We start from the raw sequence: 12499 nt of genomic DNA, 5'->3' as shown, positions 1-12499 counted from the left end.
GGTATCAGACCGCCCTCATCAGCAGGGTCGCGGCGATGAGGATCGCCGCACCGCCGAACATCGAGACCGCGTAACTGCGCGCATAGCCGTTCTGCAGCTTGCGCAGTCGCCCGGAGAGGCCGCCCATCGAGGCGGCCGTGCCGTTGACGACCCCGTCGACCAGGGTGTGGTCGACGTACACCAGGGAGCGGGTGAGGTGCTCGCCTCCGCGCACCAGCACGACGTGGTTGAAGTCGTCCTGGAGCAGGTCGCGCCGGGCTGCCCGGGTGAGCAGCGAGCCGCGCGGGGCGACCACCGGGACGGGACGGCGCCCGTACTGGGCGTACGCGATTCCGGCGCCGACGACGAGCAGCACCATGGTGGCCAGCGTGACCGTGAGGGCGCTGACGGGCGAGTTGCCCTCCGCGTGGCCGGTGATCGGCTCCAGCCAGTGCAGGAAGCGGTCGCCGATGCTGAACAGGCCACCCGCGAAGACCGATCCGAAGGCCAGCACGATCATGGGGATCGTCATCGTCTTGGGCGACTCGTGCGGGTGCGGCTCCGTGTGCTCGCCGTGCGACTGCGCGGCGGGCTCCACGCTCGGCTCAGCCGGAGAAGCGGTCGGTTGGTTCCTCCAACGCTCCTCTCCGAAGAACGTCATCAGCATCACGCGCGTCATGTAGTACGCGGTGATCGCCGCGCCGAGCAGGGCCGCGCCGCCGAGGATCCATCCCTCGGTGCCGCCCTTGGCGAAGGCCGCCTCGATGATCTTGTCCTTGGAGAAGAAGCCGGACAGGCCCGGGAAGCCGATGATGGCCAAGTAGCCGAGGCCGAACGTCACGAAGGTGACCGGCATGTACTTCCTGAGGCCGCCGTACTTCCTCATGTCGACCTCGTCGTTCATGCCGTGCATGACCGAACCGGCGCCGAGGAAGAGCCCGGCCTTGAAGAAGCCGTGTGTCACCAGGTGCATGATCGCGAAGACGTAGCCGATGGGGCCGAGGCCCGCGGCGAGCACCATGTAGCCGATCTGCGACATGGTCGAGCCGGCCAGTGCCTTCTTGATGTCGTCCTTCGCGCAACCGACGATCGCACCGAACAGGAGCGTGACGGCGCCGACCACGGTGACGACCAGTTGTGCGTCGGGCGCGGCGTTGAAGATCGCGCCGGAGCGGACGATCAGGTACACGCCCGCGGTCACCATCGTCGCGGCGTGGATGAGGGCCGAGACCGGGGTCGGGCCCTCCATCGCGTCGCCGAGCCAGGACTGCAGCGGCACCTGGGCGGACTTGCCGCAGGCGGCGAGCAGCAGCATCAGGGCGACGGCGGTGAGCTTGCCCTCGGTCGCGCCACCGACGAGCCCCGGGTGCCCCTCGGTACCGAGCACCGGCCCGAAGGCGAAGGTTCCGAACGTCGTGAACATCAGCATGATGGCGATCGACAGGCCCATGTCGCCGACGCGGTTGACCAGGAAGGCCTTCTTCGCGGCGGTGGCTGCGCTGGGCTTGTGCTGCCAGAAGCCGATCAGCAGGTACGAGGCGAGGCCGACGCCTTCCCAGCCGACGTACAGCAGAAGGTAGTTGTCGGCGAGGACGAGCAGCAGCATCGCCGCGAGGAACAGGTTCAGATAGCCGAAGAAGCGGCGCCGGCGCTCGTCGTGCTCCATGTACCCGACCGAGTACAGGTGGATGAGCGAGCCGACGCCGGTGATCAGCAGCACGAACGTCATCGACAGCTGGTCGAGCTGGAAGGAGACGTCGGCCTGGAAGCCGGCGACCGGGACCCAGCTGAACAGGTGCTGGCCGATCGCCCGGTGCTCCGCGTTCTTCCCCAGCATGTCGGCGAAGAGCACGATGCCGATCACGAAGGAGGCGGCCGCGAGGACCGTACCGATCCAGTGGCCGACGGCGTCCAGCCGCCTTCCGCCGCACAGCAGTACGGCCGCTCCGAGCAGAGGCGCCGCTACCAGCAGCGCAATCAGGTTCTCCACGATTCAGCGACCCCTTACAGCTTCATCAGGCTGGCGTCGTCGACCGAGGCCGAGTGGCGGGAACGGAAGAGCGACACGATGATCGCGAGCCCGACCACGACCTCCGCGGCGGCGACGACCATCGTGAAGAAGGCGATGATCTGACCGTCGAGATTGCCGTGCATACGGGAGAAGGCGACGAACGCGAGGTTGCAGGCGTTGAGCATGAGCTCGACGCACATGAACACCACGATCGCGTTCCGTCTGATCAGCACGCCGGTGGCGCCGATCGTGAACAACAGGGCGGCGAGATAGAGATAGTTGACCGGGTTCACTTCGACGCCTCCCCTGAATTCCCTGAATTCCCTGAATTACCTGAGTTGCCTGAATTCGTGCGCTCCAGGCGCTCCTCGGCGCGCTGCTCCAGAGCCTTCAGATCGCTCAGCGCCTCGGCCGACACGTCACGGATCTGCCCGCGCTGGCGCAGCGTCTTGTTGACGGTCAGCTCGGACGGGGTGCCGTCGGGCAGCAGGCCCGCGATGTCCACCGCGTTGTGCCGGGCGTACACGCCCGGTGCCGGCAGCGGCGGCAGGTGCTTGCCCTCACGTACGCGCTGCTCGGACAGCTCGCGCTGGGTCTTGGCGCGCTCGGTGCGCTCGCGGTGCGTGAGCACCATGGCGCCGACGGCGGCCGTGATGAGCAGGGCGCCGGTGATTTCGAAGGCGAACACGTACTTCGTGAAGATGAGGGCGGCGAGGCCCTCCACGTTGCCGTTCGCGTTGGCCTTGGCCAGGCCGTTGAAGTCCTTGATGGACGCGTTGCCGATGCCCGCGATCAGCAGGACGCCGAAGCCGAGGCCGCACACCAGGGCCAGCCAGCGCTGCCCCTTGATGGTCTCCTTCAGGGAGTCCGCCGCGGTGACGCCGACGAGCATCACCACGAAGAGGAACAGCATCATGATCGCGCCGGTGTAGACGACGATCTGGACGATGCCCAGGAAGTACGCGCCGTTGGCGAGGTAGAACACCGCCAGGACGATCATGGTCCCGGCGAGACAGAGCGCGCTGTGCACGGCCTTCTTCATGAAGACGGTGCACAGGGCGCCGATCACGGCGACGGTGCCGAGGACCCAGAACTGGAAAGCCTCTCCGGTGGAGGTGGAGTAGGCGGCGAGAGCGGTCATCGGCCGACCACCTTCCCGGACGCCGGCTCGCCCTCGCCGAAGGTCGACTCCGCCTCCTGCGGAACCTCTCCCTTGGAGACGGCCACTTGGCGCTCCGTGCCGGGCGCCGCCTCGGTCACCAGGCCCCGGTAGTAGTCCTGCTCGTCCGTGCCGGGGAAGATCGAGTGCGGTGTGTCGACCATGCCTTCCTCGAGGCCGGCGAGCAGCTGCTCCTTGGTGTAGATGAGGTTGGCGCGGCTGGAGTCGGCCAGCTCGAACTCGTTCGTCATCGTCAGCGCGCGCGTGGGGCACGCCTCGATGCACAGGCCGCAGAGAATGCAGCGGGCGTAGTTGATCTGGTAGACGCGCCCGTACCGCTCGCCCGGCGAGTAGCGCTCCTCGTCGGTGTTGTCCGCGCCCTCCACATAGATGGCGTCCGCGGGACAGGCCCAGGCGCACAGCTCACAGCCGATGCATTTCTCCAGGCCGTCCGGGTGACGGTTGAGCTGGTGCCGGCCGTGGAACCGCGGGGCGGTGGTCTTCTGCTGCTCCGGGTACTGCTCGGTCAGCCGCTTCTTGAACATGGCCTTGAAGGTCACGCCGAAGCCGGCGACGGGGTTCTGGAAACCGGGCTTGGTCTCCTTCGGCTCCTCAGCCATCGGACCCCTCCTTTCCGTCACGAGTTCCGCCATTCGATCCGTCACTCGCAGTATCGGACCCACCACTGACAATCAACTCCCGCTCGCGGCGCGGGCGGCGCCTCGGCACCGGCGGAAGCTCCTGCCCCGGCAGCGGCGGTACGGGGAACCCGCCCGCCATCGGGTCGAAGGCGGCGGGTTCGGCGGGCGCCTCCTGCGCGCCCTGCTTGTCGCGGAAGATGTCCGCGGCGAACGAGAGCAGCAGCAGGACGAGGACGCCGCCACCCACGTACAACGCGATGTCCGCGAAGTCGTAGTTCTCGTTCCGCAGGGTCCGTACGGTCGCGACGAGCATCAGCCAGACCACGGAGACCGGGATGAGGACCTTCCAGCCGAGCTTCATCAGCTGGTCGTAGCGGACGCGCGGGAGCGTGCCGCGCAGCCAGATGAAGAAGAACAGCAGCAGCTGCACCTTCACCACGAACCAGAGCATCGGCCACCAGCCGTGGTTGGCGCCCTCCCAGAAGGTGCTGATAGGCCAGGGTGCCCGCCAGCCGCCCAGGAAGAGCGTCGTCGACACGGCCGAGACCGTCACCATGTTCACGTACTCGGCGAGCATGAACAGCGCGAACTTGATGGACGAGTACTCGGTATTGAAGCCGCCGACCAGGTCGCCCTCGGACTCCGGCATGTCGAAGGGTGCGCGGTTGGTCTCGCCGACCATCGTGATGATGTAGATCAGGAACGAGACCGGCAGCAGGATGATGTACCAGCGGTCGTGCTGCTGTTCCACGATCGTCGAGGTCGACATCGACCCGGAGTAGAGGAACACCGAGGCGAAGGCGGCGCCCATGGCGATCTCGTACGAGATCATCTGCGCGCAGGAGCGCAGACCGCCCAGCAGCGGATAGGTGGATCCAGAACTCCAACCCGCGAGAACGATCCCGTAGATGCCCACCGAGGCGACCGCCAGGATGTAGAGCATCGCGATCGGCAGGTCGGTGAGCTGCATCGTGGTGCGGTGGCCGAAGATCGAGATCTCGTTGCCGGAGGGCCCGAAGGGGATCACCGCGATCGCCATGAAGGCCGGGATGGCCGCGACGATCGGTGCGAGAACGTAGACCACCTTGTCCGCGCGTTTGACGATGACGTCTTCCTTCAGCATCAGTTTGACGCCGTCGGCGAGCGACTGGAGCATGCCCCAGGGGCCATGCCGGTTGGGGCCGATGCGCAACTGCATCCAGGCGACGACCTTGCGCTCCCACACGATGGAGAAGAGCACGGTCACCATCAGGAAGGCGAAGCAGAAGACCGCCTTGACGACGACCAGCCACCAGGGGTCGCGGCCGAACATGGAGAGGTCTGCAGCGGCGAGGTACGGGCTCATGCCTCCACCTCCTTGGGGGCCTCGGCGGCGAGGGTCGCCGGGCCGATGCGGACGAGTGCGCCGGGCAGCGCCCCGGTGTCGGAGGCGACGCCCCCGCCGGCGGAGTTCAGCGGGAGCCACACCACGCGGTCGGGCATCTCGGTGATCTGCAGGGGGAGTTCGACCACTCCGGTGGGGCCGGTCACGGCGAGGAGGTCGCCGTTCTTGACACCGGACTCGGCGGCCGTGGCGGCCGACACGCGTGCGCGTGCGGCGTGCCGGGTCCCGGCGAGCGCCTCGTCGCCCTCCTGGAGGAGCCCCTGGTCGAGCAGCAGCCGGTGCCCGGCGAGCACGGCCTCTCCGGCGGCCGGCCGCGGCAGCTGGGCCGCGACCTCCAGGGGTTCGGTGGCTCGCGGCCCGTCCCAGGCGCCGAGCCGGTCCAGCTCCCCGCGCGCGGTGCGCAGATCCGGCAGACCCAGGTGTACGTCCATGGCGTCGGCCAGCATCTGCAGGACGCGCGCGTCGGTGGGCGCCAGGCGGCGGGTCATCTGGTCGGGCTTGAGCGCGGCCTCGAAGAAGCGGGCCCGGCCTTCCCAGTTGAGGAAGGTGCCCGCCTTCTCGGCGACCGCGGCGACCGGGAGGACGACGTCCGCGTGCTCGGTGACCTCACTGGGCCGCAGTTCGAGCGAGACCAGGAAGCCCACGTCGGAAAGTGCCGCACGCGCGCGTGCCGGGTCGGGAAGGTCGGCGACCTCCACGCCCGCGACCACCAGCGCCCGCAACTCACCGCCCGCGGCGGCCTCGACGATCTGGCCGGTGTCGCGTCCGTAGCGGTGCGGGAGCTCGGAGACGCCCCAGGCGACCGCGACCTCGTCCCGCGCGCGCGGGTCGGTGGCCGGCCGTCCGCCGGGCAGCAGCGACGGCAGCGCGCCCGCCTCGATCGCCCCGCGCTCCCCGGCCCGGCGCGGAATCCACACCAGCTGGGCGCCGGTCGCGGACGCGGCCCGTACGGCGGCGGTGAGGCCGCCCGCCACGGCGGCGAGGCGCTCGCCGACGGCGATCACCGCGCCCTCGGTGCGCAGTGTCTCGGCGGCCTCGGCTCCGTCGCCCTCAAGGCCGACGCCGCTCGCGAGCGCGTCCAGCCACTCGGTCTCGGTGCCGGGCGCGGCCGGCAGCAGCGTGCCGCCCGCCTTCTCCAGGCCGCGCGTGGCGTGCGTGGCGAGGGAGAAACTCTTCTGTCCGTGCCCGCGCCATGCCTTGCGCAGCCGCAGGAAGACGCCGGGCGCCTCCTCCTCGGACTCGAACCCGACAAGCAGAACGGCGGGCGCCTTCTCCAAAGAGGTGTACGTGACGCCCGTACCGTCGAGGTCCCGTCCGCGTCCGGCGACCCGGGCCGCCAGGAAGTCGGCCTCCTCGGCGCTGTGCACGCGCGCGCGGAAGTCGATGTCGTTCGTGTCGAGGGCCACGCGCGCGAACTTGCTGTACGCGTAGGCGTCTTCGACGGTGAGGCGGCCACCTGTCAGGACACCGGCCCTCGATCGCGCGGCCAGGAGCCCCTGAGCCGCCGCCTCCAGGGCCTCCGGCCAGGACGCGGGCTCCAGCTCACCGGACTCGCCGCGCACGAGAGGCGTGTCCAGCCGGTCACGCTGCTGCGCGTACCGGAAGCCGAACCGCCCCTTGTCGCACAGCCACTCCTCGTTGACCTCGGGGTCGGGAGAGGCGAGGCGCCGCATGACCTTGCCGCGCCGGTGGTCGGTGCGGGTCGCGCAACCGCCGGAGCAGTGCTCGCACACGGAGTGGGAGGAGATGAGGTCGAAGGGGCGCGAGCGGAAGCGATACGCCGCCGACGTCAGCGCGCCCACCGGGCAGATCTGGATCGTGTTCCCGGAGAAGTACGACTCGAAGGGGTCGCCCTCTCCGGTGCCGACCTGCTGAAGCGCACCGCGCTCCAGCAGCTCGATCATCGGGTCGCCCGCGATCTGGTTGCTGAACCGGGTGCAGCGGGCGCACAGCACGCACCGCTCGCGGTCGAGCAGCACCTGGGTGGAGATCGGGACGGGCTTCTCGTACGTCCGCTTCTTGCCCTCGAAGCGGGACTCGGCGTTGCCGTGCGACATCGCCTGGTTCTGGAGCGGGCACTCACCGCCCTTGTCGCAGACCGGGCAGTCCAGCGGGTGGTTGATGAGGAGCAGCTCCATCACACCGTGCTGGGCCTTCTCGGCGACCGGGGAGGTGAGGTGCGTCTTGACGACCATCCCGTCCGTACAGGTGATCGTGCAGGACGCCATGGGCTTGCGCTGGCCCTCGACCTCGACGATGCACTGGCGGCAGGCGCCGACCGGGTCGAGGAGGGGATGGTCGCAGAAGCGGGGGATCTCGATCCCGAGTTGCTCGGCGGCGCGGATGACCAGGGTGCCCTTGGGCACGCTGATCTCCACGCCGTCGATCGTCAGCGAGACCAGATCCTCCGGCGGAACCGCCGCCTCTCCCCCGCCCGAGGGAGCGCTGGTGGTCACCGTCATGCGTTCACCTCCGTGCGGTCGGCCCAAGCCGTCGACTTGGCCGGGTCAAAGGGGCAGCCGCGGCCCGTGATGTGCTGCTCGTACTCCTCGCGGAAGTACTTGAGCGAGGAGAAGATCGGCGAGGCGGCGCCGTCGCCGAGGGCGCAGAAGGACTTGCCGTTGATGTTGTCGGCGATGTCGTTCAGCTTGTCGAGGTCGGACATGACGCCCTTGCCGGCCTCGATGTCGCGCAGCAACTGCACGAGCCAGTACGTCCCTTCGCGGCACGGCGTGCACTTGCCGCAGGACTCATGGGCGTAGAACTCGGTCCACCGGGTGACGGCGCGGACCACGCAGGTCGTCTCGTCGAAGCACTGCAGAGCTTTTGTGCCGAGCATGGAACCCGCGGCGCCCACTCCTTCGTAATCAAGAGGGACGTCGAGATGCTCGTCGGTGAACATCGGTGTCGAGGAGCCGCCCGGCGTCCAGAACTTGAGGCGATGCCCGGGTCGCATGCCGCCGCTCATGTCGAGGAGCTGACGGAGTGTGATGCCGAGCGGCGCCTCGTACTGGCCGGGGTTGGTGACATGGCCGCTGAGCGAGTAGAGCGTGAAGCCCGGGGACTTCTCGCTGCCCATCGACCTGAACCATTCCTTGCCTTTGTGGAGAATTGCGGGAACTGACGCGATCGACTCGACGTTATTCACAACAGTCGGGCACGCGTAGAGGCCCGCGACGGCAGGGAAGGGGGGACGAAGCCGCGGTTGACCACGGCGGCCTTCGAGCGAGTCGAGCAGCGCGGTCTCCTCACCGCAGATGTACGCGCCCGCGCCCGCGTGCACGGTGAGCTGGAGGTCGAGTCCGCTGCCCAGGATGTTCTCGCCGAGGTAGCCCGCCGCGTAGGCCTCACGCACGGCCTCGTGCAACCGCCGCAGAACAGGGACCACTTCACCGCGCAGATAGATGAAGGCATGCGAAGACCGGATGGCATAACACGCGATCACAATGCCCTCGATGAGGCTATGCGGGTTCGCGAAGAGGAGCGGGATGTCCTTGCAGGTTCCCGGCTCCGATTCGTCGGCGTTGACAACTAGATAGTGAGGTTTGCCATCACCTTGAGGAATGAACTGCCACTTCATTCCGGTGGGGAATCCCGCGCCGCCTCGGCCGCGCAGCCCGGAGTCCTTGACGTACGCGATCAGGTCGTCCGGCGACATGGCGAGCGCCTTGCGCAGGCCCTCGTACCCCTCGTGCCTTCGGTAGACGTCGAGCGTCCAGGACTTGTCCTCGTCCCAGAAGGCCGACAGCACGGGTACGAGCAGCTTTTCCGGACTGGTCTCTCCCCCACGCTCGAATTCGCTCGGGCGGGCGGTGCCACCGTCCTCGGGTGCCAAGGTCATCACTCCCCCTCCTCGGCTACGGGACCCGCCGGGTGGGACGGGTCGGAGGCCGATGTGTCCTGCGGCGCGTCGTGTGAACTCAGGTGCTCCGAAGGCGGCTGGTCCTGAGGTGCCCCTTCGCCGCGCGGATGCACCACGCGCGCGGGGGCGGTCTCGCCCTTGGCCAGACGCAGGCCGATCAGTGAGGCGGGGCCCGCGCTGCCGCCCGCCTCTACCGCGCCCGCACGCTCGTCGGGGAAGCCCGCCAGGATCCGGGCGGTGTCCTTGAAGGTGCACAAGGGGGCGCCGCGGGTGGGCTCGACCTGTGCTCCCGCGCGCAGATCGTCGACGAGACGCTTCGCGGAGTCCACGGTCTGGTTGTCGAAGAACTCCCAGTTGACCATCACGACCGGAGCGAAGTCGCAGGCCGCGTTGCACTCGATGTGCTCCAGGGTGACCTTGCCGTCACCGGTGGTCTCGCCGTTGCCGACACCCAAGTGGTCCTGGAGGGCCTCGAAGATGGCGTCGCCGCCCATGACGGCGCACAGGGTGTTGGTGCAGACACCCACCTGATAGTCGCCGCTCGGCTTGCGCCGGTACATCGAGTAGAAGGTCGCGACGGCGGCGACCTCGGCCGTGGTCAGGCCGAGCATGTCCGCGCAGAACTGCTGTCCCGTGCGCGTGACATGGCCCTCCTCCGACTGCACGAGATGCAGCAACGGAAGGAGCGCCGAGCGGGAGTCCGGGTAGCGCGCGATGATCTCGCGCGCGTCGGCTTCGAGCCTGGCTCGAACGTCGTCCGGGTATTCGGGCGCGGGCAGCTGGGGCATGCCCAGGCTGACGCCCTCGGGAGTGGTGGTCACCGGTCGACGCCTCCCATCACGGGGTCGATGGACGCGACGGCGACGATGACGTCGGCGACCTGGCCGCCCTCGCACATCGCCGCCATGGCCTGCAGGTTGGTGAAGGACGGGTCCCGGAAGTGGACCCGGTAGGGGCGGGTGCCTCCGTCGGACACGGCGTGCACCCCGAGCTCGCCCTTGGGCGACTCGACCGCCGCGTACGCCTGCCCCGGCGGGACGCGGAAGCCCTCGGTCACCAGCTTGAAGTGGTGGATCAGGGCCTCCATGGAGGTGCCCATGATCTTCTTGATGTGATCGAGGGAGTTGCCGAGACCGTCGGGGCCGAGCGCGAGCTGGGCGGGCCAGGCGATCTTCTTGTCGGCGACCATGACCGGCCCTGGCTGCAGCCGGTCCAGGCACTGCTCGACGATCCGCAGCGACTGGCGCATCTCCTCCAGGCGGATCAGGAAGCGCCCGTAGGAGTCGCAGGTGTCTGCGGTCGGGACCTCGAAGTCGTACGTCTCGTAGCCGCAGTACGGCTGGGACTTGCGCAGGTCGTGCGGCAGGCCCGCCGAGCGGAGGACCGGGCCGGTGGCGCCGAGGGCCATGCAGCCGGCCAGGTCGAGATAGCCGACGTCCTGCATACGGGCCTTGAAGATGGGGTTCCCGGTGGCGAGCTTGTCGTACTCGGGAAGGTTCTTCTTCATCTTCTTCACGAACTCGCGGATCTGGTCCACCGCGCCCGGGGGCAGGTCCTGGGCGAGTCCGCCGGGGCGGATGTACGCGTGGTTCATCCGCAGGCCGGTGATCAGCTCGTAGATGTCGAGAATGAGTTCACGATCACGGAAGCCGTAGATCATGATCGTGGTGGCGCCCAGCTCCATGCCGCCGGTGGCGATGCACACCAGGTGGGAGGAGAGCCGGTTCAGCTCCATCAGGAGCACCCGGATGATCGAGGCGCGGTCGGGGATCTGGTCCGTGATGCCGAGGAGCTTCTCGACGGCGAGACAGTACGCCGTCTCGTTGAAGAACGGCGTCAGGTAGTCCATGCGCGTCACAAAGGTGGTGCCCTGGGTCCACGTGCGGAATTCGAGGTTCTTCTCGATGCCCGTGTGGAGGTAGCCGATGCCGCAGCGGGCCTCGGTGACCGTCTCGCCGTCGATCTCCAGGATGAGCCGGAGGACACCGTGCGTGGACGGGTGCTGCGGCCCCATGTTGACGATGATGCGTTCGTCGTCGGACTTCGCCGCGGACTGGGCGATCTCGTCCCAGTCGCCGCCGGTGACCGTGTAGACGGTGCCTTCGGTCGTCTCGCGCGCCGAAGCGGCGGATGCGCCCGGAGAAGGGGTCTGCGTGCTCATGAGTACGACCTCCGCTGGTCCGGAGCCGGGATCTGGGCGCCCTTGTACTCGACGGGGATGCCGCCGAGGGGGTAGTCCTTGCGCTGCGGGAAGCCTTGCCAGTCGTCGGGCATCATGATCCGCGTCAGGGCCGGGTGCCCATCGAAGATCAGCCCGAAGAAGTCGTACGTCTCGCGCTCGTGCCAGTCGTTCGTCGGATAGACGGAGACGAGCGAGGGGATGTGCGGGTCGGCGTCGGGGGCGCTGACCTCCAGGCGGATCAGCCGGTTATGGGTGATCGAGCGCAGGTGGTAGACGGCGTGCAGCTCGCGGCCCTTGTCACTGAGGTAGTGCACTCCGCTCACGCCCGTGCACAGTTCGAAGCGGAGGGCCGGGTCGTCGCGCAGGGTCTGGGCGACGCGGACCAGGTACTCGCGTTCGATGTGGAAGGTGATCTCGTCACGGTCGACGATCGTCTTCTCGATGGCGTTCCCGGGGACGAGCCCCTGTTCCTCCAGGGCGCCCTCCAGCTCGTCGGCGACCTCGTCGAACCAGCCGCCGTAGGGGCGGGTGGCCGGGCCGGGGAGCCGGATGGAGCGGACCAGGCCGCCGTAGCCGGAGGTGTCACCGCCGTTGTTGGCGCCGAACATGCCGCGCTGGACGCGGATCTCCTCGCCCTTGTCGCCTCGCTGACCCGGGAGGTTGGAGGCGCCGAGGTCCTTCTCGGGGTTGACCCCGTTGCCGTTCGCGTCGCTCACCGCAGCAGGCCCTTCATCTCGATGGTGGGGAGCGCCTTGAGCGCCGCTTCCTCCGCCTCGCGGGCCGCCTCCTCGGCGTTCACGCCGAGCTTGGAGGTCTGGATCTTCTGGTGGAGCTTGAGGATCGCGTCCATCAGCATCTCGGGCCGCGGCGGACAGCCGGGCAAATAGATGTCGACCGGGACGATGTGGTCGACGCCCTGCACAATGGCGTAGTTGTTGAACATTCCACCTGATGAGGCGCAAACCCCCATGGAGATCACCCACTTGGGGTTGGGCATCTGGTCATAGACCTGCCGCAGTACCGGCGCCATCTTCTGGCTGACCCGGCCGGCCACGATCATCAGATCCGCCTGGCGCGGCGATCCGCGGAAGACCTCCATACCGAAGCGGGCCAGGTCGTAGCGCCCGGCGCCGGTCGTCATCATCTCGATGGCGCAGCAGGCGAGTCCGAACGTGGCGGGGAAGACGGACGCCTTGCGCACCCAGCCCGCGGCCTGCTCGACGGTGGTCAGCAGGAATCCGCTCGGCAGTTTTTCTTCGAGTCCCATGTCTTAAAGGCCCC

The 12499-nt window shown here is 68.4% G+C and carries 11 protein-coding genes; all 11 read right to left on the bottom strand.

What is annotated here, in order from left to right; translation table 11 throughout:
- Positions 1-4 precede the first annotated feature (4 nt).
- Genes nuoL through ACFVXA_RS03110 form a run of 11 tightly spaced genes read right to left on the bottom strand, consistent with a single transcriptional unit; the run spans position 5 to position 12485 of the window.
- Complete coding sequence (gene nuoL / locus ACFVXA_RS03160; RefSeq protein ID WP_390023638.1) at positions 5-1969, bottom strand: NADH-quinone oxidoreductase subunit L; 1965 nt, start codon at positions 1967-1969, stop codon at positions 5-7.
- Positions 1970-1983: 14 nt separating this feature from the next.
- Positions 1984-2283, bottom strand: coding sequence for an NADH-quinone oxidoreductase subunit NuoK (gene nuoK, locus ACFVXA_RS03155; protein ID WP_004927567.1), 300 nt, complete (start codon positions 2281-2283; stop codon positions 1984-1986).
- The gene (locus tag ACFVXA_RS03150; protein WP_389463130.1) at positions 2280-3131 is read right to left on the bottom strand and encodes an NADH-quinone oxidoreductase subunit J; all 852 of its coding nucleotides are present in this window, start codon (positions 3129-3131) and stop codon (positions 2280-2282) included. Before ACFVXA_RS03150 ends, nuoK begins: the two co-directional genes overlap by 4 nt.
- Positions 3128-3769 carry an NADH-quinone oxidoreductase subunit NuoI gene (gene nuoI / locus ACFVXA_RS03145; protein ID WP_362018656.1) on the bottom strand — a complete coding sequence of 214 codons (642 nt, stop codon included), beginning with the start codon at positions 3767-3769 and terminating at the stop codon, positions 3128-3130. Before nuoI ends, ACFVXA_RS03150 begins: the two co-directional genes overlap by 4 nt.
- Positions 3762-5135 carry an NADH-quinone oxidoreductase subunit NuoH gene (gene nuoH / locus ACFVXA_RS03140; protein ID WP_362018654.1) on the bottom strand — a complete coding sequence of 458 codons (1374 nt, stop codon included), beginning with the start codon at positions 5133-5135 and terminating at the stop codon, positions 3762-3764. Before nuoH ends, nuoI begins: the two co-directional genes overlap by 8 nt.
- On the bottom strand, positions 5132-7636 hold the full coding sequence (locus ACFVXA_RS03135; protein WP_390023636.1) for an NADH-quinone oxidoreductase subunit G: 2505 nt from the start codon (positions 7634-7636) through the stop codon (positions 5132-5134). Before ACFVXA_RS03135 ends, nuoH begins: the two co-directional genes overlap by 4 nt.
- Positions 7633-9015, bottom strand: coding sequence for an NADH-quinone oxidoreductase subunit NuoF (gene nuoF / locus ACFVXA_RS03130; protein WP_362018650.1), 1383 nt, complete (start codon positions 9013-9015; stop codon positions 7633-7635). Before nuoF ends, ACFVXA_RS03135 begins: the two co-directional genes overlap by 4 nt.
- Positions 9015-9824, bottom strand: a complete 810-nt coding sequence (gene nuoE / locus ACFVXA_RS03125) for an NADH-quinone oxidoreductase subunit NuoE (RefSeq protein ID WP_362019012.1) — start codon at positions 9822-9824, stop codon at positions 9015-9017. Before nuoE ends, nuoF begins: the two co-directional genes overlap by 1 nt.
- Before the next feature lie 29 nt (positions 9825-9853).
- On the bottom strand, positions 9854-11197 hold the full coding sequence (locus tag ACFVXA_RS03120) for an NADH-quinone oxidoreductase subunit D (protein WP_362018648.1): 1344 nt from the start codon (positions 11195-11197) through the stop codon (positions 9854-9856).
- Positions 11194-11934, bottom strand: a complete 741-nt coding sequence (locus ACFVXA_RS03115; protein ID WP_362018646.1) for an NADH-quinone oxidoreductase subunit C — start codon at positions 11932-11934, stop codon at positions 11194-11196. Before ACFVXA_RS03115 ends, ACFVXA_RS03120 begins: the two co-directional genes overlap by 4 nt.
- Positions 11931-12485, bottom strand: a complete 555-nt coding sequence (locus ACFVXA_RS03110; RefSeq protein WP_003998928.1) for an NADH-quinone oxidoreductase subunit B family protein — start codon at positions 12483-12485, stop codon at positions 11931-11933. The genes ACFVXA_RS03115 and ACFVXA_RS03110 overlap by 4 nt, the downstream gene beginning before the upstream one ends.
- Positions 12486-12499 lie beyond the last annotated feature (14 nt).

The organism is Streptomyces sp. NPDC058246, assembly GCF_042881985.1.
GTDB lineage: Bacteria > Actinomycetota > Actinomycetes > Streptomycetales > Streptomycetaceae > Streptomyces.
This window is presented reverse-complemented; position numbering and strand designations above follow the sequence as displayed.